Annotated in this window: 21 protein-coding genes; 14 read left to right on the forward strand and 7 right to left on the reverse strand. The window is 64.0% G+C overall.

Annotated elements, in window-relative coordinates:
* Positions 1-270 precede the first annotated feature (270 nt).
* Together GJ654_RS15765 and GJ654_RS15770 are read right to left on the reverse strand one after the other, a co-directional pair.
* Complete coding sequence (locus GJ654_RS15765; protein ID WP_155447136.1) at positions 271-786, reverse strand: DUF2147 domain-containing protein; 516 nt, start codon at positions 784-786, stop codon at positions 271-273.
* A 123-nt stretch (positions 787-909) separates the two neighbouring features.
* Positions 910-1,155, reverse strand: a complete 246-nt coding sequence (locus tag GJ654_RS15770; protein WP_155447137.1) for a hypothetical protein — start codon at positions 1,153-1,155, stop codon at positions 910-912.
* A gap of 158 nt (positions 1,156-1,313) precedes the next feature.
* Between GJ654_RS15770 and GJ654_RS15775 the strand changes: the two genes are divergently transcribed.
* Complete coding sequence (locus GJ654_RS15775; RefSeq protein WP_155447138.1) at positions 1,314-1,781, forward strand: hypothetical protein; 468 nt, start codon at positions 1,314-1,316, stop codon at positions 1,779-1,781.
* Positions 1,782-1,843: 62 nt separating this feature from the next.
* On the opposite strand, the gene GJ654_RS15780 is transcribed toward GJ654_RS15775, so the two are convergent.
* Positions 1,844-3,055 (reverse strand): NADP-dependent isocitrate dehydrogenase, encoded by a 1,212-nt coding sequence (locus GJ654_RS15780; RefSeq protein ID WP_155447139.1) that lies wholly within the window; start codon positions 3,053-3,055, stop codon positions 1,844-1,846.
* Positions 3,056-3,431: 376 nt separating this feature from the next.
* Between GJ654_RS15780 and GJ654_RS15785 the strand changes: the two genes are divergently transcribed.
* The 8 genes from GJ654_RS15785 to GJ654_RS15820 all read left to right on the forward strand — a co-directional run bounded on the left by GJ654_RS15785 (position 3,432) and on the right by GJ654_RS15820 (position 9,387).
* On the forward strand, positions 3,432-3,875 hold the full coding sequence (locus GJ654_RS15785) for a response regulator (RefSeq protein WP_155447140.1): 444 nt from the start codon (positions 3,432-3,434) through the stop codon (positions 3,873-3,875).
* A 61-nt stretch (positions 3,876-3,936) separates the two neighbouring features.
* Positions 3,937-4,719: an NAD(+)--dinitrogen-reductase ADP-D-ribosyltransferase gene (locus tag GJ654_RS15790; protein ID WP_155447141.1), complete on the forward strand. Its 783-nt coding sequence runs from the start codon at positions 3,937-3,939 to the stop codon at positions 4,717-4,719.
* On the forward strand, positions 4,716-5,621 hold the full coding sequence (draG, locus tag GJ654_RS15795; RefSeq protein ID WP_155447142.1) for an ADP-ribosyl-[dinitrogen reductase] hydrolase: 906 nt from the start codon (positions 4,716-4,718) through the stop codon (positions 5,619-5,621). The genes GJ654_RS15790 and draG overlap by 4 nt, the downstream gene beginning before the upstream one ends.
* Positions 5,622-6,436: 815 nt before the next feature.
* The gene (locus tag GJ654_RS15800; protein ID WP_155447143.1) at positions 6,437-7,456 is read left to right on the forward strand and encodes a hypothetical protein; all 1,020 of its coding nucleotides are present in this window, start codon (positions 6,437-6,439) and stop codon (positions 7,454-7,456) included.
* Between the two features lie 192 nt (positions 7,457-7,648).
* Complete coding sequence (locus tag GJ654_RS15805; protein ID WP_425540398.1) at positions 7,649-7,798, forward strand: hypothetical protein; 150 nt, start codon at positions 7,649-7,651, stop codon at positions 7,796-7,798.
* 33 nt (positions 7,799-7,831) lie between these two features.
* Complete coding sequence (locus GJ654_RS15810; RefSeq protein ID WP_155447144.1) at positions 7,832-8,113, forward strand: type II toxin-antitoxin system RelE/ParE family toxin; 282 nt, start codon at positions 7,832-7,834, stop codon at positions 8,111-8,113.
* A gap of 58 nt (positions 8,114-8,171) precedes the next feature.
* Positions 8,172-8,456 carry a HigA family addiction module antitoxin gene (locus GJ654_RS15815; RefSeq protein ID WP_246664786.1) on the forward strand — a complete coding sequence of 95 codons (285 nt, stop codon included), beginning with the start codon at positions 8,172-8,174 and terminating at the stop codon, positions 8,454-8,456.
* Positions 8,457-8,532: 76 nt separating this feature from the next.
* Positions 8,533-9,387: an RNA methyltransferase gene (locus tag GJ654_RS15820; protein WP_155447146.1), complete on the forward strand. Its 855-nt coding sequence runs from the start codon at positions 8,533-8,535 to the stop codon at positions 9,385-9,387.
* Here the strand turns inward: GJ654_RS15820 and GJ654_RS15825 are convergent.
* Both GJ654_RS15825 and GJ654_RS15830 read right to left on the reverse strand, forming a co-directional pair.
* A complete protein-coding gene (locus tag GJ654_RS15825) occupies positions 9,373-13,719 on the reverse strand; it encodes a PAS domain S-box protein (protein ID WP_196305582.1) in 4,347 nt (1,448 codons plus the stop codon). The two genes, GJ654_RS15820 and GJ654_RS15825, sit on opposite strands and share 15 nt — an antisense overlap.
* Before the next feature lie 149 nt (positions 13,720-13,868).
* A complete protein-coding gene (locus tag GJ654_RS15830) occupies positions 13,869-14,342 on the reverse strand; it encodes a hypothetical protein (RefSeq protein WP_155447148.1) in 474 nt (157 codons plus the stop codon).
* A gap of 225 nt (positions 14,343-14,567) precedes the next feature.
* Between GJ654_RS15830 and GJ654_RS15835 the strand changes: the two genes are divergently transcribed.
* Both GJ654_RS15835 and dksA read left to right on the forward strand, forming a co-directional pair.
* Positions 14,568-14,846: a hypothetical protein gene (locus tag GJ654_RS15835; protein ID WP_155447149.1), complete on the forward strand. Its 279-nt coding sequence runs from the start codon at positions 14,568-14,570 to the stop codon at positions 14,844-14,846.
* A 108-nt stretch (positions 14,847-14,954) separates the two neighbouring features.
* Positions 14,955-15,374 carry an RNA polymerase-binding protein DksA gene (gene dksA / locus GJ654_RS15840; RefSeq protein ID WP_155447150.1) on the forward strand — a complete coding sequence of 140 codons (420 nt, stop codon included), beginning with the start codon at positions 14,955-14,957 and terminating at the stop codon, positions 15,372-15,374.
* 103 nt (positions 15,375-15,477) lie between these two features.
* On the opposite strand, the gene GJ654_RS15845 is transcribed toward dksA, so the two are convergent.
* Positions 15,478-16,482 (reverse strand): hypothetical protein, encoded by a 1,005-nt coding sequence (locus GJ654_RS15845; RefSeq protein WP_155447151.1) that lies wholly within the window; start codon positions 16,480-16,482, stop codon positions 15,478-15,480.
* 244 nt (positions 16,483-16,726) lie between these two features.
* On the opposite strand from GJ654_RS15845, the gene cckA reads away from it, so the two are divergent.
* The 3 genes from cckA (at position 16,727) to GJ654_RS15860 (ending at position 22,509) form a co-directional block, all read left to right on the forward strand.
* Positions 16,727-19,273 carry a cell cycle histidine kinase CckA gene (cckA, locus tag GJ654_RS15850; protein ID WP_155447152.1) on the forward strand — a complete coding sequence of 849 codons (2,547 nt, stop codon included), beginning with the start codon at positions 16,727-16,729 and terminating at the stop codon, positions 19,271-19,273.
* A gap of 12 nt (positions 19,274-19,285) precedes the next feature.
* Positions 19,286-20,122 carry a CDP-diacylglycerol diphosphatase gene (locus GJ654_RS15855; protein WP_155447153.1) on the forward strand — a complete coding sequence of 279 codons (837 nt, stop codon included), beginning with the start codon at positions 19,286-19,288 and terminating at the stop codon, positions 20,120-20,122.
* A 152-nt stretch (positions 20,123-20,274) separates the two neighbouring features.
* Positions 20,275-22,509 carry a methyl-accepting chemotaxis protein gene (locus GJ654_RS15860; protein ID WP_155447154.1) on the forward strand — a complete coding sequence of 745 codons (2,235 nt, stop codon included), beginning with the start codon at positions 20,275-20,277 and terminating at the stop codon, positions 22,507-22,509.
* Positions 22,510-22,784: 275 nt separating this feature from the next.
* Here the strand turns inward: GJ654_RS15860 and GJ654_RS15865 are convergent, their stop codons facing one another.
* A complete protein-coding gene (locus GJ654_RS15865) occupies positions 22,785-23,753 on the reverse strand; it encodes a hydrogen peroxide-inducible genes activator (RefSeq protein ID WP_155447155.1) in 969 nt (322 codons plus the stop codon).
* Positions 23,754-23,871: the final 118 nt, after the last annotated feature.

Raw genomic sequence — 23,871 nt, forward strand, 5'->3', positions numbered from 1 at the left:
CTCCGCCAGTGAGACGAATCGGCAGGATAGCAAAGCTCACGCGACGACCAATCTGAGAAAAACGTGACTCAGTAGAACTAGCAGGCTGCTGAAAAAGTCCCGTTCCGACGGCGATGGTTCGAGACGGCTGCTTCGCAGCCTCCTCACCATGAGGGAGTTTATTTATATATAACAACCGCGTAGCCCTCACCCTGAGGAGCCCGCCTTGGCGGGCGTCTCGAAGGGCGGGGGCGGCCCACGGGTTTTTCAGCAGCCTGCTAGAGCGAAGCGTCAGGTCGCGGGTTTCTTGCTGGGGGCGGGGGCGCGGGGCAGACTGTCGAGCGGCAGGGCGTTGTCGGGCAACCGCGTCCAGGTCTTGGTCTGGCCGAGGACGGAGATGCCGACATAGCCGCGCAATTCCAGCTTCTTGCCGTCGTCAGCCAGATCCATGCGCGCGTCGTAGACGGTGCCGTCGCGGGGATCGAGCACTTTGCCGTCCTCATAGGCCAGACCGTCGCGCTTCATGCCGGTGACGATCGGCAGGCCGAGGATCGGCAGCCCCTTCAACGGTCCCTCGCACTTGTCACAGGTCTTGACCTTGCCCTCTTCGCCGGGCTTGGGGAAGGATTTGACCAGACGACCCTCGAAAACCCCATCCTTTTCCGTGAAATAGAACCAGGCGTTGGGCTTTTCGGAATCGTCGTAGGACTGCCAGAATCCCTTGACCGTGCGCTCCTCGGCCGCAACCGGATTGTGCATGATCGAAAAAAGCGCCAGAACGGCGCAGGTCGCAGACAATTTTTTCATGCGCAACGCTCCTTCGCGGAGTCCGGCGCAACCCGGCGTCCGCGCTTCGCGGAAAAGTTCGCGATAGAACAAGGTCCACACGGCGGCGACCCGAGCCTCGGGCCGTCCATCGCACGTTGCGTTCTATAGACCCTGAGCCGGCGGTTGACCAGACAGAATCGGCCGATCCTGCCCGCGCGCGAGCACGATGCTGCAGTAGAGACGCCAGCCGGGCGCCGATCCGGCGCGGCGCGCCACGCGCAGTTCCAGTTGCGAGACTGGCCCCGGAATGCGCGCGCGATGCGCCTCGATGCGCCACCGGGCGGCGAGCCAGGCAACGCCCGCGAGAATACAAGCGACGCCGATCAGCCCCCACGACAATGCGCCCATCGCAGCCTCCCCAGAACGAAACAAAAACAAACAAGATTGTAAGGCATTCTTACACAGCATGCTGAATTGTCAATGTCCGTTAACCAAAAGCGCTGCGGCATCCGCGCATTGATTCAAGCGAAGGCCTTGCGTATGGTTATCTTACGCGGAGGCGCGGCATGGCTTACAATCCCGAAGACGACGAGATGCGCCGGGCGGCGGCGCGCGATCTCGCCAAAATGCTGCTGAGCGAGGCGAAGCGGCTAACCCTGCAGTTCGAGACCATCCAAACACTCGATCCCGCCACGTTTCAGGACGCCGTCGCCGAATTCGCCGCGCGCGTCGAAACGCTCCGCGGCGGGGCCGGCGCGGCCCGCGTCGAAGGCTTGGCCCGCCCGGAGCCCGAGCGCCCCTTCGACGCCGGCAATACCGAGAATTTCATCCTCGACATCATCGGGATTTTCCCCGAGGGCGCCTCGGTCGAGAACATTTATAATGGCGTGGTGGAATCCGGCGCCGCCATGAGCCGCGAAGCCTTGACCGTGCGCCTGCACCGGATGTTGCGCGCCGGGAAGATCATGCGGCCGTCGCAAGGCCATTACGCCCTGCCCCAAGCGCCCGTCACCCCGCTGCGGCGCGTTCCGTAAGACGGGCTTACAAAAAAAACGGGCCGAACCGGCCCGCCTTTCCGTGGTCTGGACACAGCCCCTCAGGCCATGGCCTTCTGCAGATTCTCGGAGACCTTGTCGAGGAAGCCTGTGGTGGTCAGCCATTTCTGGTCGGGACCGACCAGCAGGGCCAGATCCTTGGTCATGAAGCCGCTCTCGACGGTGTCGACGCAGACTTTTTCCAGCGTGGCCGAGAACTTGGCCAACTCTTCATTGTTGTCGAGCTTGGCGCGATGGGCGAGGCCGCGGGTCCAGGCGAAGATCGACGCCATGGAATTGGTCGAGGTCTCCTTGCCCTTCTGGTGCTCGCGATAGTGGCGGGTCACCGTGCCGTGCGCCGCTTCCGCCTCGACCGTCTGGCCGTCCGGGGTCATCAGCACCGAGGTCATCAGGCCGAGCGAACCAAAGCCTTGCGCCGCCGTGTCGGACTGCACGTCGCCGTCGTAGTTCTTGCAGGCCCAGACATAGCCGCCCGACCACTTAAGGCACGAGGCCACCATGTCGTCGATCAGGCGATGCTCGTAAGTCAGGCCGAGCGCCTTGAACTTGTCCGCGAATTCGGCGTCGAAAATCTCCTGGAACAGATCCTTGAAGCGGCCGTCATAGGCCTTGAGAATGGTGTTCTTGGTGGAGAGATAGACCGGATATTTCCGCGCGATGCCGTAGTTGAAGGAGGCGCGGGCGAAATCGCGGATGGATTCGTCCAGGTTGTACATGGACATGGCGACGCCGGCGCCCGGGAATTTGAACACTTCCTTCTCGATGACCGTGCCGTCGTCGCCCTCGAATTTGATGGTCAGGCGCCCTTTTCCCGGCACTCTAAAATCGGTGGCGCGATACTGGTCGCCAAAGGCGTGACGGCCGATGACAAAAGGCTGCGACCAGCCGGGCACGAGGCGCGGCACGTTCTTGCAGATGATCGGCTCGCGAAAGATCACGCCGCCGAGGATGTTGCGGATCGTGCCGTTCGGCGATTTCCACATGTCCTTGAGGTTGAACTCTTTCACGCGGGCTTCGTCCGGCGTGATGGTCGCGCATTTCACGGCGACGCCGTATTTCTTCGTGGCTTCCGCCGAGTCGATGGTGACCTGGTCGTTGGTGGCGTCGCGATGCTCGACCGAGAGATCGTAATATTTCAGGTCGAGGTCAAGATAGGGATGGATCAGCTTGTCCTTGATGAGCTGCCAGATGATCCGGGTCATTTCGTCGCCGTCCATTTCGACGACCGGATTGGCGACCTTGATCTTGCTCATGCCCTGATCACTCCCTAGCTCTGCGGCGAATTGGCGCACCGGGCGCGCCAAGCCGCCGCCCTATAGCATCGGGTCTTGCCCTCGCCTAGTGCGGCTTTAGGGGAGCGCCGGGCGAAAGCCTGACATCTTTCCGATTTTGTCAGAGGCCATCCGTCTCATCGGCGAGGTCGGGAAGCAAGCTTGCAACGCGGCGCAAACCCCGCCTCCAAGACCGCGCCCTCCCCGGCCGGCCCTTCCCCGCACGCGTCGTTTCGTCTCAGGGTCGATCCATATACGCCGGGCGATTGCGCGGTATAATCACAAACAGGACATTTTAAGTCCACTTTCAGACGGTTAATTCCACGCGCTTTTCCACGCTTCATCAAGGTATGGTTTCATGTCCGACGCGCGCCTCGCCCGCCATGTCCTGATTGTCGAGGATGACCGTGACGACGCGTTCTTGCTGAAGCGCGCGCTCGGCGTCGCGGCCAAGGAAAAGCGCATCGACCTCAGCGTCGTACACACCGAGGACGGCCTGGACGCGCTCGGCGACATCGCCTGCAAGGATTTGATGAACCGCCTCCCCGACATCATCGTCGTCGATCTCAACATGCCCAAGGTCGACGGCGGGCGTTTTCTCTCCGCCCTGCGCTCCGATCTGGAGCTCACCCACGTGCCGGCGGTGGTGCTGACCACGGCGACGGAGAACTACGTGCTCGACAACGCCATGGCCGAGGGCGCGGACGCGGCCTTCTCCAAGCCGAACTCGCAAGAGGAATTGCTGGCGATCGCGCGCGTGATCCTGTCCTACGGCTCGGGGGCTGCGACCACGCGTCCCTAGAGAAAAGCTGGACAGACGCCGGCTGTCGCCGCTATTCAGCGAGACAGCCGGAGCCTGAGCCATGACGCCGAGAGCGCATCCGACCAATTTCATTGAATTCACGGCGGACTTCTTGTCGAGCCCGGAATTCAACACGGGCGGCGCGCGCATCGAAATCACCAACGTCCGCACCTTCAACCGCGACCTGTTCGCCATGCTCGACGACTCGCCGACGCTCGCGGACGCGGAAAACGCCTTCAAGCTCTACATGAACGCGGCCTTCGCCATCGACGTCGAGCAAGCCCCCTCCAGCGCCCGCACGCCGTTCCGCTCGTGCTATCTGAAATTGCTGCAAGGCTGGGGGTTCGACTCCAACGGTCCCGAGGGCGCGGTGATGAAAGGCTGGGTGGAGAGCCGCTTCGGCCTGCGCCCGAGCTACCACAAGCACCCGCTTCCCCCCGGCGACGCGGCCGCCTGGGGGCCTTATCTCAAGGAGAAGATGGACAGCCGTTTTCACTCGAACTCGATCTATTCGCAGCTCGACCTGTTGTACGAATTCACCCAATACCTCCTGCGCCGCTTCGTCCACGGCGAGCGCACGCATGTCACGCTCTATCGCGGCCTCAACCTGTCCGAGGCCAGCCACCTGACCCGGCGCACGTGCTGCCTGATCTGGCTCAACAATTGCGTCTCGACCTCGACCGACCCCGATGTCGCCGGCTGTTTCGGCGACATCATCGTCAAGATTCGAGCGCCCGTGTCCAAAATCCTGTTCGTCAACAACCTGCTTTCGATCAGCCCGCTGCGCGGCGAGGGCGAGGTTCTGCTCATCGGCGGCGATTTCTGGGTGACCCCGCAATCATGACCCAATCCCGCGCCCTCGCTGTCACATCGCTTGATCTCGAAAGCCGCGCCAGCGCCGCTTTTCTCGGCTTAGCCATCGGCGACGCCTTCGGCGCCACCGTCGAATTCATGACCGAGCGCGAAATCGCCGCGCAATATGGCGTGCACTGGAACATTGTCGGCGGCGGCTGGCTGCGCCTCAAGGCCGGCGACATCACCGACGACACGCAAATGTCGCTGGTGCTGGCGCGTTCGCTGGTGAAGCGGGGCGGGTTCGACGCCCAGGATGTCGCGGACGGTTTCGCCAACTGGCTCAAGTCCGGCCCGCTCGACGTCGGCAACACCTGTCGGCGCGGCATCCGCCGCTACATGACCCACGGGACCGTGGAGGGGCCCTATTCCGAGGGCGACGGCGGCAATGGCGCGGTGATGCGGGTGCTCCCCGTTGCGCTGGCGAGTTTTGGGCGCCCCGAGATCGGCGAAACCTGGGCATTGGCGCAGGGCCGCATCACCCATCACCAGGAAAAGTCGGACGCGGCCTGCGTCTGGTTCGTACGGCTGATCCAGCAGGCGCTTTTGACCCCCGACAAGACGGTCTTGCGATCTCTGGCGGACCGCTGGATCGAGGAACACCCGTACTTTCGCTACGCCGCCTACACCGGCCCGTCCTCCGCCTATGTCGTCGACACCATTCGCACCGTGCTGTGCGGATTTTTCGAGACCAACACGTTTGAGGACTGCCTCATTCGCGTGGTGAACCGGGGCGGCGACGCCGACACGACGGGCGCGATGGTCGGCGCCCTCGCGGGAGCTTTGTATGGCCTCGACGCGATCCCAAAACGCTGGGTGAAGGCGCTGCAAAAGGAAGTGCGCGAAGAAATCGCGACGATCACGCCAAAACTGCTCCGATTGGGGGTCGCCTAGCAGCGAAGCGACGGCCCTGCCTTTTCTCCCCGCATCAGCGGCGCGGACATCCAAAACGCGTTCGGCTGTGCTTTCCGGAACCATTCAACCCACGAGCGTCATTCCAGGGCTTGTCCCGGGCATGACGCCGGCCCGCCAGACCGAAGGGGGCATCCAAAACCGCCCCGGTCGTCATTGCGAGCGAAGCGAAGCAATCCATGGCTCTCGCGAGTGACGCATGCCCCTCGCGAGCGAAGAATGGCGGACCAAAACCGCGTTTTCGTAAAAAGTGAAAACGGACAAGCGGGGCTTGACAAAGGAGAATTTTTGTTCGCGTTATGTTCCACGTGAAACATTTTCATCACAAGTCATTGAAACTGAACACATTTCCGCCAACCTCACGCAATCCCGCCCTCGCGCTCCCACGTCCACAACCGCGAGGCTGCAATGCCAAAAACCAACGTATTTTGCTCAAAATTTCGCACAAAAACACAAAAAATCACGCGATTACGATCACTTTTCGCGAATCGATTTCAACCAGAAATAGAAACTCGACAATACCCCCCGCTGCGCACCGTCACCCGAAATACCAAAAAAATGTCATGAGACGCGAACGACTCGCGCTGAGAAGCGCGACCCTTAGAGGCCGCTACACCCCAAGACCCAGGGTTTCGCTTGCTGCAATTCATTTCTGACTCGACTTTCTCGCTGCGTTTACACACGCTATGCTACCCAAACCGAGTCCATCATCGGGTCGGGAGGCGTGTTCATAAAGCGCGACGGATAGCGTCTTGAAGCGTTATCGCGTGAGTTTATCTTTCTAATTGTTGTCTCCGATGCCCAATAGCCCCGACATGCTAAGAAAATTCGCAATTTTAAACGCAAGCAACGCGCCAGCGGCCCGCTATTATCGGCTTCAGGTCAATCCGCCAACTAATACTCCCAAGAACGGTGAATTATCGACCGACAAAATGTTGCCAATCCAAGCATCAGCACCGCCGGACATATTTCAACACCATATCTCAACCAATGACACACGTGTTATTCTTGGCCGCATTAACTTTTGTATCTATTGCGGAGCGCCTACTAAAACTGCCAAGGGGGACGCCCCTCCAACCGACGAACACGTCATACCAGAAGGCCTCGGAGGGAATCTTATTTTGGAGCGGGCAAGTTGCCAATCGTGCGCTATTTTGATCAACAGCTTCGAAGGAAAGTTACAAAAAACCCTATTCCACGCCCCGAGGCGAAAGCTGAACATTCGCGGAAAGAGGCGTCCAAAAGACACATTGTTTGAAGTGACAACGCGCATTAACGGCACAGACACAACGCTTAAACTTCCTCTAGAATCGCACCCTACAGCATTACTGCTTCCACAAATGCTACCTGCTCGTATAATGACCACACGAGCACCTAATGTTCCCGGCTTTTCCGGGATAAGCTTGCATTCTCTTGTGCCAACCGACCCGCTGCAATACTCATCCTTAGATAATTTCGCTACACCTGGGCTTGATCTTGTGAGGTTTTGTCAACTTCTAGCAAAAATCGCACATTCTTATGCCTCTGCGTTCATTCAGATAAAATCATTTAATCTGTCCAAGATACCAGAAGTAAATCACGAACCATCAAGATTGGTGCCATTAATACTGAGACGTTATGAAAGAACAGAATACGACATTTCCTGCTACGATTACGTGGGAGGATTAAGCGGAGATTTTTCTGCGTCTGGTTTTCTTCATGAGATAGGAATTGGAAATATTTCAATTTCAAGGATGGATTTCACGTGTGTTTTCGTTCGTTTGTTCGCTAATATGGGCGCACCAATCTATTGTGTCGTAGTTGACTACAAAATTTGATTAAACTAGATTTTATATTTTTTTGGGGGGTCCACGCCTATTCTCGAACCCATCTATTGATCGATCCGCTCCGGCCTTGGCGGCACTTAATAGGGCGCAAGATCCCGTTACCCGCCATTCCGCCCACGCCCCCCCGCCTTGCCATCCCCTCCCCCCGCGCCTAAAACCCGCGCGACAAAAAAGGAGGCCATCTTGGTTGGAGCAGGCGCGGACCGCACCCCCCTGTTCGAGGGTGAGCCGTCCATCATCCTCGTCCGCCCCCAACTCACCGTGAACATCGGCATGGGCACCCGCGCCACGGCCAATTTCGACACCAAACCGTTGACGCGGCCGTATCTCTGAGCGATACATTCAAGGACAAAATGCAGACGTACCATGATCCGGTCGTTCAAGGACAAGGTCGCCGAGGCCGTCTTCTCCGGAAAATGCCCAAAGGGTTTTCCGGCCGATCTTTTCAAGGCCGCGCGACGCAAACTGGAAGCCGTCAATGCGGCGGCGGTCCTCGACGACTTGCGAGCGCCCCCTGGCAATCATCTTGAGGCCTTGTCCGGCGACCGCCACGGACAATATTCGATCAGGATCAACAGCCAGTGGCGCGTTTGCTTTTCCTGGACGAGCAGCGGCGCCGAGAATGTGGAAATCGTCGACTACCATTGAGAGCAACAGGGAGGGACACTTGACCGATCAACTCGAAATCGTCGCAACCCTTCCGCCGATGCATCCCGGCGAAATGCTGCGTGAAGAGTTTCTTCAACCGCTAGGCCTTTCCGCCGGGCGCGTCGCCAAGGCTTGCGGCGTGCCGCGAACCCGGATCGAGCGCATCGTCCGCGAAGAACTGGGCATATCCGGCGACACCGCCGTGAGGCTGGCGAAATTCTTCGGCACGACCCCGGAATTCTGGATGAACCTGCAAGCCCGCTATGAGGTCATGAGGGCGCAGCGCGACTCGGCGACCGCTTTGGCCGGTATCGTGCCTTATGAGCGCAATCGGGCGGCGTGAGGCGACGCGGCGAAAACACCTGCCCAACTCCAAAAATTGCGCTAGAACCCGCCCACACATTTCGGGGAGCAAAAAATTGGTTGGAGCAGGCACGGACCGCACAAAACCCCTGTTCGAGGGCGGGCCGTCCATCATTCTCGTGCGCCCCCAGCTTGCCGTGAACATTGGCATGTGCGCGCGCGCCATGGCGAATTTCGGCCTGTCCGACCTGCGCCTCGTCAGCCCGCGCGAAGGCTGGCCGCGCACCGGCGCCCGCCGCAAGGGGGCCTACGCCGCCGCCGCCGGCGCCGTCCATCTGCTGGAAAAAGCCACCGTCTACGAAAGCACCGAAGCCGCCACCGCCGACTTAAACTTCGTCTGGGCAACGACCGCGCGCGAACGCGGCCAGTTCAAGCGCGTCGAGACCCCGGCGCAGGCCATGCCGGAATGCGCCCGCGCCACGCTCTCGGGCGAAAAGCACGGCATCCTCTTCGGCCCCGAGCGCACCGGCCTCGACAACGACGATGTCGCATTGGCCAGCGCCATCCTCACTTTCCCCGTCAATCCCGCCTATGGCTCGCTGAATCTGGCCCAGGCGGTCCTTCTCTGCGGCTACGAATTTTTCAAGGCCCGCGAGGGCGGCGAAAAACCCTTCGCGCAAGACGAACGCTCACCCCCGGCGCAGCGCGAAATGACCCTCTCCTTCTTCGAGTTTTTGGAAGGCCATCTGGAGCGCTCGGAATTTTTCAAGCCGGATTCGAAGCGCCCGGTGATGCAGCGCAATCTGCGCAACATGTTTCATCGCATGAACCTCACCCAGCAGGACGTGCGCACGCTCTGGGGCGCGGTGGTGCGACTGGTCGAAGGTCCGCGCAAGGAGATCCAAACCCGCAAGCGGATAAAACAACCGAAGCCGGCGCCGCAGCCCGCGGAAGACTCAGCCGCCGACTGAGCCCGAAAACATTCCGGCCAGTTTTCTCCGCAGCTCCTCCACCGACACCGGCTTGTGCAAGAAATCGCAGCCGCTGGCGCGAATTTCTTCAAGGCGCTCCCGGGCGGTGTCGCCGGTGACGATCAGTTTCGGCAAGGCATGGCCGCAAAGCCGCTCCACCTCCAGCGCCGCCTGAATGCCGTTGAGGCCCGCGCCCAAGCGATAATCGGTGACCACGGCGTCGATCCGGGCGCCCGCCTCGACCTGTTCCACGGCGGCCTCGCCGCTCTCCACCGAAACGGTCTTGTAGCCCCACTCGGCCACGGTCTCTTCAAGACTCAGGCGCAGAATCCCATTGTCCTCGACGATCAGGACGCAGCCGAGATGGCCGGGCGACGGATCGGGCGACGGCGGCTCCACGCTGGCGCACAAAACGTCCGGCAGGCTCAGCGAGAAGCGCGAGCCGCGCCCGACGCGCGAGGACACGTCCACCTTCACCCCGAGCAGCGCGCTCAAACGGGCGACGATCGCCAGACCAAGGCCGAGCCCCCGCTCCAGGTCCCGGCCGGGATTGTGCAACTGGTGAAATTCCTCGAAAATTTCGGTCTGCTTCTCCCTGGGCACGCCGACGCCGGTGTCGATCACGTCGACGCGGATGCGATCGCCGCGCCGCCGCGCCCCGATCAGCACGCCGCCGCGCTCCGTATAGCGCAGGGCGTTCTCGATCAGGTTGCGCAAGGCGCGCTCGAACAGAGCGGCGTCGGTGGACACGCAACAAAGGTTTCCCGCCACGCGCACGCGCAAAAACAGCCCCTTCGCCGAGGCTTTGGGCCGGTACTCGCGCGCCAGGCGATCGATGAACGCCGGGATGGGAACCGGCTCCAGCGTCGGCTCGATAATGCCGGCGTCGAGGCGGGAAATGTCGAGAATGGCGGTGAGCAGCCCGTTGATGCCGCCGACCGCCTGTTTCATCATGTCCACGGTGCGGGCGGCGCGGGCATTGTCCTTGACCTGCCCTTCCACCAGCGACAGCAGCAGCACCAGCGACTGCACGGGCTGGCGCAGGTCGTGGCTGGCGGACGCCAAAAATTTCGATTTGGCGACATTGGCGCGCTCGGCCTCGGCGCGCGCGTGGCGCATCTCCGCCTCGAGCTGCTTCTGCTCGGTGACTTCGGTGTTGGAGCCGAACCAGCGCACCACCTGTCCGCGCGCGTCCAGTTGCGGCGCGGCGCGGGTCAGGAAGGGACGATACTTCCCGTCGACGCCGAGAAGGGGGAAGGTCATGTCGAAAGGCTTGCCGGTGGCGACCGAGGTGGACCAGCGCGTCATCACCTCGGGCAGGACTTGCGGATCGTGCACGCTCCGCCAGCCCCAGCCTTCCATCTGCTCCGGCGTCGTCCCGGTGTATTCGTACCAGCGCCTGTTGTACCAGCGGATGGAACCCTCTTCGTCGGCGATCCAGGCGAGCTGCGGCATCGCGTCGGCGAAGGCGCGCAGGTCGGCCTCGCGTTCGCGCAACGCCTCTTCGGCCTGCTTCTGCGTGGTGATGTCGCGGAAATAGACGGAAAGGCCGCCTTCGAGCGTCGGAGAGACCGAAAAGAACACCCAGCGCCCGAGGATCGGCGAAACCATCTCGAAATCGACCGCCCGCCTGTCCTCCATGGCGCGCCGGTACTGCGCGTGAACCTCGGACTCGCGGACCATCGGGAAGACGTCGAAAAACGGCTTGCCGAGAACGTCCGCGCCGGATTTTTCCAGCATGGCCTCCGCGCGCCGGTTGAAATAAACGAACCGCCAATCCGCATCGAGCGCGTAAAAGCCGTCGGTGATGCTGTCGAGAATCTCGTCGGCCCTGCGCTTGGCCGCCGCGAGTTCATCGCGGGCGCGCGCCCGTTCGGTGATGTCGAGCAAGGTCATGAAGGCGCGCGCGGGCCGGCCCCCGGCGCCGCTTTCGACGCGCGCGCTGCAGTCGATGACCCGTTCGAGCCCGGCCGCGCCTGTCACCCGGAATTCGATCCGGCCATCCGCGCCGTGCTCGAAAAGCGCGGCGACGAACGCCTCAAGGCCGGCCCGGTCCGCCGGATGGACGTGCTTCAGCGAATGCGCGAACCCGGCCTTGAAGGCGCCCCCCTCGACAGGCGTGAGCGGCGCATAACCCATCACTTTCTCGAAATTGTCCGCCGGACGAATGCGCCGCGCGATCAGGTCGATCTCGATGAAGGTGAGACGCGCGGCGTCGGCGGCGTGGCTCAGATAGTTCTGGCTCAACCGCAGCTTCGCCTCGCCGTCGCGCAGGCGCTGTTCGGCGCGCTTGCGCTCGGTGATGTCGATGTTGGTGCCGATCACCCATTCGGTTTCGCCGCGCGCATTGGCCCGCAGGGTTTCCGTCGCCTGGATGATCCGGATTTCGCCGTCGCGGGCGCGGCGGATGCGGAATTCGCGCCGGCCGACGCCGCCCGTCTCCGCGTGCGCGCGCAATTGCGCCTCCTGGTCGGCCCTCTCCTCGGGGAGCAGCGCGCTGGCCCACAGATCGTAACGGGCGCGCCCGCCCGGCGTCGGCGCGAGCCCGTAGATGCGGAACATTTCCGCGTCCCAGACCAGTTCGTCGGTGCGCAAGTTCCATTCCCAAACGCCAAGGCCGGCGGCCTCGGCGGCGAGCTGGAAGCGCTGCTGGCTCTCGCGCAGGGCGTTTTCCGCGCGCCGCTCCGCGTCGATGTCCCTGACCACGCAGATCGCGCCGGTCACGGCGCCGCTGTCATCGCGCAGCGGCTTCGCGGCGACATGGGTCCAGATGGCGGCGCCTTCGGGCGGCTGGTAGAGCGACTCGAAGGCGACGGCGTCCTCGCCGCGCAGGACCCGCTCCACGGCGAAATCCGAGGCCGCGACCCGCCGCCCCCGCGGGTCGAGGGAGATCCAATGCGCAGCGGCGTTCGCGTCCCGGCTTGGCGCGACCTCGCCGACAAAACGGGACATGGGCGCGTTCTTGAGAACGATTCGGCCCTGCGCGTCGAGGACCGCGATGGCGACGGGCATATGCTCGAAGGCCTCGGCCAGCATCAGCTGGCTTTCGCGCGCTTCGGCCTCGGCCTGCTTGCGCGCGGTGATGTCGGTGCGAATGGCGACATAGCGCTCGGGGCGGCCGCTTTCGCCCAGGAAGGGCACGATGGTGGTTTCCACCCAATAGGACGAGCCATCCTTGGCGCGGTTGCGGATTTCGCCCCTCCAGACGCCGCCGCCGGCGATCGTCCGCCAAAGCTCGCGAAAAAATTCCTTGGGGTGATGGCCGGAATTGACGATCTGGTGGGTCTGGCCGAGCAATTCCTCGCGGGCGTAGCCCGAAACGGCGCAGAACTTGTCATTGGCGTAGGTGATGACTCCCCTGGGATCGGTGATGGCGACAATGGCGTGTTCGTCCAGCGCCACCTTGAGGTCGCCGACCTCGCGCAGCGCGGCGCGCAGATCAGACTCGACAGAGCGCTCCTGGGTGATGTCGGCGCAGACGCCGCTCCAGACCACGGTTCCGTCCTCGAGCCGTCGCGGCCGCGAGCGAAACCGCAGCCAGCGCGTCTGCGAGCCGTTGGGGTGATGGAACGGAACCTCGAGGAAAAAATCCGTCAGCTCGCGGGCGCTGCGCTCTTCCTCCTTCAGCAGCCGGCGGCGGTGCTCCAGCGGAATTTGGCCAAAGACAGCGTTGGCGTCGGCGAGAATCTCCGCCAGCGCGACGCCGTTGATCGCTTCCACGCCGGCGCTGAAATAGAGAAAGCGCCGCGTCCCGTCGGGCGCGCGCGAAAAACGGTAGATCGCGTGTCCCGGCAGATTGTCGCCGAGCGCCCGCAAATCCTCCTCCCTCGCGCGCAGCGCCTCTTCCCAAGCGCGCAGCGCCTCTTCCCTCGCGCGCACCTCTTCCCTGGCGCGCGGCGCCTCTTCCCCCGCGCGCGGGGCCTCTTGGACCCGCTTGCGGGGGAAAATGTCCTCCGAGGTGATGATGATCCCGGCGATCTCGCCCTCGACGTCGCGCCAGGGCCGAACCTGCCACTTGACCCATTGCGGGGAGCCGTCGGCGCGCACAAAAAGATCGCCCTCCGCGCTTTCCTCGGCCCCCGCCAGGCAGCGCCGATGAACGGCCGTCCACGCGTCGCCGATCGCGGGAAAGATGTCGTAATGGCTGCGCCCGAGCGGCGTCTCGCCCAGATTGTAAGCGTCGCGCCAGCGGGCGCTCGCGGCGAGATAGCGCATGTCGCGGTCGAACATCGCGATGGCCGCCGGCGCATGTTCGATGAATTCCGCGAACATGCGGTCGCGGCGGCGCAGATGCGCGATCTCCACATCGCCGGCGGCATTCGGCCCGGTCATCCCGCCCCATCCCATCACGCCCAACAATGGCGTGGCCGGCGATCATGCCGGAAGCCGGGGGCGACCGCAAATGGGAAAGTCGAACGGCGCTTTCCAAAGCGTTGGAATAGCTGAGTTTCAGCTCGGTCTCTCGCGTCGGGCGACCGCGCTCAGCCGGCCATGCGGCGCGCGCGCTCCATGGCGGAGAGACCGTAGCAGCCGCGCCCCGTGGAAATCAGCCGCCCGGCCTTGATCATGCGGTGTAATTTTACAGAAAGATTTCCCTTGGTCATTTCGACGCCCATTTCGGCGAGCAGTTCGAAAAGGGAGTCGACATGCATGCCGGCCTCGTCGCCCTCGACGAGTTCGAGGAGAATCGATTCGAGTTCGCCGTGCTTTTCGGACGCCCGATCGGCCGGCCGCGCCGAGGCGACCACGGACAAGCCGGACCGCATCGGCAGGTCGCCCGAGGCGACGAGGAACTCGACCGCGGCGCGGCGCAACTCCAAGCCCGCGTGAGGGTCCTTGGCGGCGAGGCCGGCGATCAGGATTTCAAGCCGCGCCAGCAGGCGCTGGGCCTCCTCGCGCGCCTCGCGCCCGGCCAGGGCGATGAAGTCGCCGTTCTGTTCGAATGTCGCGCGCATGGTTCCGCCTCCTCAAACTCGCCGCCAGGCGAGGCCTAACCCATGGTTAAGCTTGAAAACCGCCAGGGAAAATCTTTAAAAAAATTTTAGCGGCGCCGCGCCGATTGGCAATTGTAATCTTTACACGCGCCATGCTTGAGCCTAAAGATGGTAACTGTAAATTAACCATATTGGCCGCAATTTTTACAAATTGTGACCAAACGGCGCCATTCGGGGGAACGGTCGATGAGCAGCAGGTCCATATCCGGCGCGAACAGTTCCAAGCGAGCCCGCGAAAGCAAGCTTCTGGCCCTTCTCGCGCCCATCTTCCGGGCACATTCGCCGATCCGCGCGAAAACCGTCGCCGCCTCGGGCGATGTCGATCACGGCGAACTCGGCTGGACGGTGAGACTGCGCCGCGGCCACGACCTGCCGCCGCTGCAACTTTCGATCCTGCCGCAACCCGGCGCCCGCATGGCGCTGCGGTTTGATTGCTGCGCCCGCGAGCGCAACGAAGGCTGCTGAGGCAAGGCCAAGCCCGGCGTTTTTTCCGCCCCCGGCGCCAGTCCGGATTGTCGCGGCAGACGCCGCGATATATACAGGCCGCGCCTTGGGGTTGGGGAGAATGCAAGCATGGCCGCGGACATTGCAGCGGAAAACTACCGCCCGTCCGACGACGAACCGTTCATGAACGATCGTCAGAAGGAATATTTCCGCAGAAAACTGTTGAAATGGAAAGACGAAATTTTGCAGGAGGCGCGCGAAACGCTCGCAGCCCTGCAGGCCGAGAGCGAGAATCACGCCGATATCGCCGACCGCGCCTCATCTGAAACCGATCGCGCCATCGAACTGCGCGCCCGCGACCGCCAGCGTAAACTGATCGCAAAGATCGACGCGGCGTTGGCGCGCATTGACGATGGCAGCTACGGCTATTGCGAGGAAACCGGCGATCCGATTTCCCTCAAGCGACTCGACGCCCGGCCGATCGCCACGCTGTCCATCGAGGCGCAGGAACGCCACGAGCGCCGCGAACGCGTCTACCGCGACGATTGAAAATGTTCAGGCGAATTTTTTCGCGCCTGATTTTGGCAATGAACACGACGCCGCCCCGGTCGCCCGGGGCGGCGCTCTTGTTTTCACGGACGCCCTGCGACACTCACGGTCTCGGCGGGCGACCCAAAAGCTTCGCCATTTCCTCTTCCAGGGACTCCAGCGTCTCCGGGTCCGGGCGCGGCGGCGGAGGAGCCTGGGGCGCTTCCTGCTCCGGCTTGTTCGGCTCGGGCTGCTGCGGCGGCGCGAACAGCTCGGGCGCCGGCGGCTCAACCGGGGACTGCGGCGGTTCGGGCGCCGCGACGGGCGGCGGCGGCTCCACGGCGGGCGGAGGCGGCGGCGGGTTGCGGCGCGCCAGCGGCGGGATGACGAAGCGCGGCCGTTGTTCCGCGCCCGGCGCCGTCGGGGCGCCGGGGAATCCCGCGGCCCCGCCTTGCGGCATCCTCGGCGGCAGCGGCGCCCTGAAGGTGGGACGCGGCGGCGGGGCGAACCGCGACGGCGGCGGGGGCGGCGGCTCGACCGGGGCGGGTTCGGGCTCGGACGGCGTCAGCGGCGTCGCCTCCAGAGCCGCCTTCAGCTCTTCCTCCAGATCGATTTCGGGCAGCCCCTCCAGCTTGGGCTCGGGGTGAGGCTCCGCCTTGTCCTGCGGTTTGGGCGACAGCTGCGGCGCCGGCTTCGGCTCGAACCGCGCGACATCGGAGCGCGGAGGCGGTTCGGGCGCCAGGGGCTCGGGCTTGGTCTCGTGCGCGGGGGCGAGCACCAGCGGCGAGGGCGCCGAAGGCGCGACCTGCCCCGATTCGAAACCGCCGCGCGGCGCGCGGGCTTCCGCGCGGACGATGCCGGATTCGACCAGGACGTCGTTCGGCCCGCCGATCAGCAGCAGATGCTCGACATTGTCGCGGCGCACCAGCAGCAGCTGCCGCTCGCCGTCGAGATCGAAATTCTCGACGAAGCCGAGGCGCAATTGCCGCGATCGCTCGCCGCTCGGAATCCGGCGACGCAATTCCAACAAGATCTTCACCATATGCAGAAGCAAAATGACGAAGACGACGAACGCCAGACCGGCCCCGATCCAGGCCACCAGGGGATGGCTACGCAGAAACTCGTCCATTGGCGGCGCATGCTCCTTTGCCACATTTACCTTAAACTATAACGCAGGGTCGGCGCGTGCGCGCGCCAAAGGTTAAAGTTTGGTTAATTTCCGTTTGGAGCCGAAGCAAATTTCCGCGAAATCGTCGGCCGCCTTAAGCTGTTATTTGTCATGAATCCTTATAAACTCCCGTCACCGCGTCGCGATTCCGGCGCTTTTTCCGGCAAGCGTCGGCTTCGCCCCACCATCTTACGACAGGCCCCGCATGAGCCCAAGTTCCATGCACATCGCCGCACAGCGGAGCGAACGCGCGGGCCAGCCGATGCTGGTCCTGGCGCTCGCGAGCGCCTGCATCGCGGTCATGGCGAGCTTTGCCTGGCTGCCCAACGAACAGACCCCGATGCTCCTGCTTGTCCTGTTGCTGAGCCTGGCCTCCGTCGGCGCGCTGGCTCTGATCGGCTTCGCCGCCGGCTTTCTCCGCACCAACGCCACGCGCGCCGGCGACGACATCGCGCGGCTGCTGGCGGACACCAGCCCCGATGGCTTGCTGGTGACCGAGGGCGAATCCGCGATCCTCTACGCCAACGACGCCTATGTGGCGCTGGCCGGCGGGACGGCGCCGAGCGGCCGCGACGGCGGCCCGCGCACGGTCGACCGGCTGTTTTCCGGGGCGCCGGAGGTGGCGGAGCCGCTGTACCGGCTGGCGACGGCGGCGCGCGAGGGCAAGCGCTGCGCCGAGGAATTGCGCGTCACCCCCGCCCTGCTCGGCGACGCCGAGGTGGCCTGGTACCGGATCCGCGTGCGGCCGCTGGAGCGCCACGACGCCGGCCGGCTGATCGGCAAGGCCGGCAAGGGCGGACGCAAGCTCGCCCTGTGGACCATCGCGGATGTGACGCGCGAGCGCGAACGCCACGAGAACGTCTTTCAGGAACTCCAGCACGCCATCGATTTCCTCGACCACGCGCCGGCCGGCTTCTTTTCGACCGACGGGCGCGGCAACATCTCCTACATGAACGCCACGCTGGCGGACTGGCTGGATTTCGATCTCGCCCAGGTCGGCACCGGCGGGCTCGCGCTGCGCGACATCATCGCCGACGATTCCGCCTCGCTGCTGGTGTTCGGCTCCGGGACCCCCAACACGGTGCGCACCGAGCAGATCGACCTCGACCTGCGCCGCCGCGACGGCTTGCGCCTGCCCTCGCGCCTGCTGCATCGCGTCGCCTTCGGCGCCGACGGCGCGCCGGGCGCCTCGCGCACCCTGGCGCTGAACCGTTCGCCCGGCGGCGAACCGGCGGAAGAGGCGCGCGCGGCGGAAGTGCGCTTCGCCCGCTTCTTCAACTCGACCCCCATGGCCATCGCCACCGTGGACCGGTCGGGAAAAATCCAGCGCTCCAACGCGGCCTTCGCCAAATTGCTGCCGGGCGCGGCCAGCGCCGGCATTGTTCTCGCCGGCGTCGCCGAAGCCCATCGCAACGGCCTTTTGCGCGCGATTCAAGACGCCTCCAGCGGCAGCGAGGACAACGCGCCCATCGACGCCGCCCTCAGCGAAACCGGAAAATCCGCGCGCCTGTTCGTCACCCCCAACGAGGACAGCGGCGAGCGCGGCGCCTCGGTGTTCGTGCTCGACACAACGGAGGAGCGCAACCGCGAGGAGCAGCTCCACCAGTCACAAAAAATGCAGGCGGTGGGCCAGCTCGCCGGCGGCGTCGCCCACGATTTCAACAACGTCCTGACGGCGATCCTGGGCTATTCCGAGCTTTTGCTGGCCAATCACCGGCCGACCGACCCGTCCTTCCAGGACATCATGCAGATCAAGCAGAACGCCAACCGCGCCGCCGGCCTGGTGCGCCAGCTCCTGGCTTTTTCGAGACGCCAAACCCTTCGCCCGCAAGTCCTGCAACTCGGCGACGTTCTGTCCGACCTGCAAATGCTCACCCGCCGCCTGGTCGGCGAAAAGATCGAGGTCAGCTCCAAACAGGCCCGCGACCTCTGGCTGGTGAAGGCCGACCTCAACCAGTTCGAGCAGGTCATCATGAACCTGATCGTCAACGCCCGCGACGCCATGCCCGACGGCGGCAAGATTTCCTTGCGGGTGAAAAACGTCGCGGCGTCGGAATGCGCGGCCTACAGCTACAAGCAATTGCCGGAAGCCGATTATGTCGTGGTCGAGGTCGAGGACACCGGCACCGGCATTCCCTTGGAAATCCGCGACAAGATTTTCGACCCGTTCTTCACCACCAAGGAGGTCGGAAAAGGCACCGGCCTCGGCCTGTCCATGGTCTATGGCATCGTCAAGCAGACCGGCGGCTTCATCTACTGCGATTCCACCATCGGGCGCGGCACGGCCTTTAGAATCTTCCTCACCCGCCACATCCCCGGCGTCGAAGCCCCCGCCGAGGAGGAAAAGCCGGCGACCCCGGAGAAAAAGCCCGCCGCCGACCATACCGGCGCCGGCGTCGTCCTGCTGGTCGAGGACGAGGAGGCGGTGCGCTCGTTTGGCGCCCGCGCGCTCTCGTCACGTGGGTACACCGTGCTCGAGGCGGAAAGCGGCGTCGACGCCCTGCGCGTGGTCGACGAGAACCCCGGCCGGATCGACCTCGTCGTCTCCGACGTGGTCATGCCGGAAATGGACGGCCCCACCATGTTCGGCGAATTGCGCAAGCGCGGGATCAAGGCGCGGGTGATTTTCGTCTCCGGCTACGCCGAGGACGCGTTCTCGAAAAACCTGCCGGAGGGCGAGGACTTTGGTTTTATGCCGAAGCCGTTTACCCTCAAGCAGCTGATCGAGACGGTGAAGGCCAATATGAGGTAAGCATAGGCCATCATGGCGCAAGCTTGCGATGGCATCAAACTTTCGCCGGCTTCGCCGTCCACGCTGCAAGGCTCGAAAAGACTTGATCCGAATTTCATGATTGTTCGCCTGCTTAGCCTGTCCTTCCTCCTGGCCGTCCTCGCCGTCGTCGGGCTCGGCGGGCTGGCCTTTTATCGCGTCACCCGCGCGGAGGACGCGCGCGCCAGCGACCGGGGCGATCTCTGGCTGGTCGCGCACAATCTCTGTTCCGCCATGGACCGGCTGACGGGCCTGCCCCTGCCCTGCCTCAAGGTCGATCGCGACGCCGGCTTCATCGTGCTGCGCGCCCCCATGGACCACGCCCGCGTGCTGGTGGTGCCGATCCGCAAAATCACCGGCATCGAGAGCCCGCTGCTGCTGAAGCCGGACGCGCCCAACCCCTGGGCCTACGCCTGGAGCCAGCGCGCCTATGTCGCCGACGGCGCGGGCCGCACGCTCGGATGGGACGATTACGGGCTGGCGATCAATTCAAGCCGGGCGCGCACCCAGGACCAGTTGCACATCCACATTTCCTGCGTCGACCCCAGGCTGAAGCGCTATCTGGCCCGCCACGCCCCGCCGCTCGGCAAATGGACCACCATCGACCTCGCCCCCTGGGCCGACCGCTACCGGGTCAAGCGCCTGGACGAGACCGGGCTGAACCGCGATCCCTTCAAGATCGTCGCGGAGGAATCGCCGGGCGCCCGGGCCAATATGGGCGCGCATTCCCTCGCCCTGGTCGGCTATGGCGACGCCAGCGCGCGCCAATTCGTGCTGCTCGACGCCAGCGGCTACGGCCATGCCGAGGAATTGCTCAACCACAGCTGCTGAGCGGCGCCCGCGCGCCCAGTATACTGACGTTGCGTCAGTATAGCGTGAATTTCGACTGCGCAAAACAGCGATATATTTCACCGTCTTATTTGTAATTTAACGATGTTCGACAATCATGCCCCCGTTCATTCCGGATTTGCTGGAGCAATTTCATGCTCGGTCGTTTCAAGATTGGCCACCTTTTGCTCGCCATGGCGCTGGTCTCCGCGCTCGGCTTCGGCGCCGTCCTCGTCAATGTCGTCTGGACTCTCAAGGCCCAGGGCGACTTCCAGGCGCGGGCGCGCGTCGCCGCGCAGACCGCGCTCGACGCCTCGCAATTCGGCGCGATCCTGCTGCAAATGCGCCGCAGCGAGAAAAATTTCATTCTGCGTCACGACGACTCCTATATCGCCGAATTCGACACGCGAGCGCAGGCCGCGCGCGACCAGTTGCGCGCCCTGACGGAGAAAGCCGCGCAACTCGATGACCCCGAGTTGAAACGCGATCTCGGCGCCATCGAACAGCCGCTCAACGCTTACGCCGTTTCATTCGCGGAATTCGCCGCGACCTTGCGGACCATGGGCGTCACGCCGGAAAATGGCCTCGAAGGCGAGGTGCGCGCCGCCGCGCACGAGCTTGAAAAAGCCTTCACCGCCCTGGAGCGCCCCGCCCTGAACGTGAAGGTGTTGACGCTGCGCCGCCACGAGAAGGATTTCATGCTGAGGCGCCTGGACAAATATGTCGCCGCCAACGCGACGGTCGCCGACGAGTTGAAGCGCGCCATCGCCGCCGACCCGGGCCTGGAGTCGCAGCGCAAGAAACTCGACGATCTCGTCGACCTCTATTCGGCGCGCTTTTCCGCCTGGGCGCGCGCGGCGCAGTCGCTCGGCGACATCGAGAAGAAGATCATCGAAAGCTACAAGAGCGCCGACAAGGCCGCCAACGCCATCGTCGCCCGCGCCACCGCGCTCAGCGCGGAAAAATTCGCCGAGAACGAAGCCGAGGCCGGCCATGCCCTGAATGTCCTGATCGCCAGCATCGCGGTCGCGCTCATCGCCGCCTTCGCCCTGGCCATCGCGGTCTGGCGCTATCTGGCGGGTTCGCTTGGGCAATTGCACGACGCGATGCGCGCGATCACCCGGGGCGAAACCGCGCTCGACCTCAAGCGCCTCGACTCCGCCAATGAAATCGGCGCCATGGCCCGCGCCGTGGAGGTGTTTCGCGAGAACGCCGAGGCGCGCGCCCGTCTGGAGGGCGAGGCCAGGACGGAGCGGGCGCGGGAGTCCGACCGCCAGCGCGGGCTCGAACAGATGATCGCCGGTTTCCGCTCCAGCGTGAACGACATTGTCGCTGCGCTCGGCGCGCGCACCGGCGATATGGACGACACGGCGAAAAAACTCGGCGCGGTCGCCTCCCGCGCCAGCGGCGCCGCCGGCGAAGCCCTCGGCGCGGCCAGCCAGTCCTCGGAAAACATGCAGACAGTGTCCTCCGCGGCGGAGGAGCTGACCTCGTCGATCCTGGAAATCCTCCGGCAGATCGAAGGCATGCGCCATCGCGTCGACCAGACCAGCGCCTCGGCGCGGGAGACGGACCGCCATGTCGGCGCCCTGGTCGCCCTGGCGGAAAAGATCGGCGCCATTGTCGAGATCATCCGCAACATCGCCCAGCAGACCAACATGCTGGCGCTCAACGCCACCATCGAGGCGGCGCGCGCCGGCGAGGCCGGTCGCGGTTTTGCGGTGGTCGCCTCGGAGGTCAAGACGCTGGCCGAACATACGGCGCGCGCCACCGACGAGATCGGCGCCCAGATCGGCGACATCCAGGCCGCCACCAGGGAGGCGGAAAGCGCCATCCAGGCGATCGCCCAGGCCGCCGAGGACATTGACGGTCTGACCGCCACCATCGCCGCGTCGGTCAGCCAGCAGAGCGAAGCCACGGAGGAAATCGCCCGCGCCGTCTCCCGCGCCGCGCAAAGCTCGACGGTCACCAGCGACAGCGTCACCCATGCGGCGAGCGTGATCGGCGAAACCAATGTCGAGGCCGGGCGCGTCGCCTCCGTCACCGAGGCTCTGGCGCAGGCCGGGACAACGCTGACGCAGACGGTCGAAACGTTTTTGGTCGATCTGACGCGCGACATCGGGGAGCGGCGAAACGCCCTGCGCCGCCGCTCCACCCAGGCGCTGGTGATTTTTTCAAACGGCGAGAACGAGCCGGCGCAATTGGTCGACATCTCCGACAATGGCGCGAAATTCACCTCGTCGGGACGGCTCAAGACCGGCGACGCCATTACGCTGCAATTCGAGGACGGCTCAAAAATCCGCGCCAAAGTGGCCCGCACGGAACCGGGTTTCGCCGCGGCGCAATTTGCGGAAGCCCAAAGCGGCTCGCTCGACCGCACCGCGGCCTGATACGATTTCCGAAGGATCAGTTCGGAAATCGTATTCCGCTCGCGCGGAAATCCGCCCTTCGCCTGAAGGATTTCCGCGCGATTTCGTTTTCGCGGATCGCGAAGCGATCTTGCGGAAACCGTATGACGCATTTTCTTCACGCGAACCGGCATCCACTTCGCTCGAAAATGCTCCAAGCAGGATTTCCGAAAAGTGGCCCCCGGTTTTCGGATAAAAATCCTGCAAAAACGAAGGAACCTAAGCAAGCATTCGTTGGGCGACCAACGAATGCTTGCTTAATGGGGAGCGGGCGGGGGGTGAGGGGCTGGAGCATTGGCTTCAGCGGCGTCGCGTTTCTCAAGACCCGCCCCCAAATCCTGCCTGAGCACGGCGGCAAGACTGCGAAACAGCACCTTTCGGTTCGAGGAGGGCCGCCAGATCAGCGCGATTTTTCGCGCCGCGCCCTCTTCCGCCAGCGGAACCGACGAAAGATCCAAGCCGCGCAAAATGCCCGAAACCACCGCCATTTCCGGAACCAGCGTCACGCCGAGCCCATTGGCCGCCATCTGCACCAAAGTGTGCAGGCTGGTCCCCTGAAATCCGGCGTTGCGCCGCGCCCCTTCCAGCGCACAGGCGGCGAGCGCGTGGTCGCGCAGGCAATGGCCCTCCTCGAGCAACAACAAATCCTCCCCCGCCAACTCCTGCGGCGGGACGTTTTTGCGGGCGGCGAGCCGGTGGCGCGGCGGACAGACCACATAAAAACGGTCGCTGGCGAATTCCGCGGTCTCCATGTCGTCGCACGGATAGGGCAAGGCGAAAATCGCCGCGTCGATCTGGCCGCTCTTCAGCCGCGCCAGCAGTTGCGCGCTCTGCTCCTCGCGCAAAAACACTTTCAGGTCCGAAAATTTCTCGCGAAAAATCGGCATGATGCGCGGCGCGAGAAACGGCCCGATGGTGGGGATCACCCCCAGATGTAGCGCGCCCGACAACGGATCGCGCGCGGAATCGGCGGCCTCCACCAGTTCCTCGGCGTCGCGCAGCAATGTTTCCGCGCGCGCCGCGAGTTCGAGGCCGATGGCGGTCGGAATCACTTTTCGTTTGCTGCGCTCCAGCAAACGCACGCCCAAAAGCTCTTCCAACTCCTGAATGGCGGCGCTCAGCGTGGACTGGCTGACCAGACAGTCTTCCGCGGCGGCGGAAAAATGCCGCCGCTCGACGACGGCGACAAGGAAGCGAAGCTGGCGCAGCGTGGGAAGATTCCGCATGTGTGACCTCTTGCTTCGCCCCCCGCGCAAGAGACCACCCCGTAGCCCTCACCCTGAGGAGCTTGCGCAGCAAGCGTCTCGAAGGGCGGGGGCGGTCCACGGGTCAGCCATCGAAAGG

Source organism: Rhodoblastus acidophilus, assembly GCF_009720655.1.
GTDB lineage: Bacteria > Pseudomonadota > Alphaproteobacteria > Rhizobiales > Beijerinckiaceae > Rhodoblastus > Rhodoblastus acidophilus_A.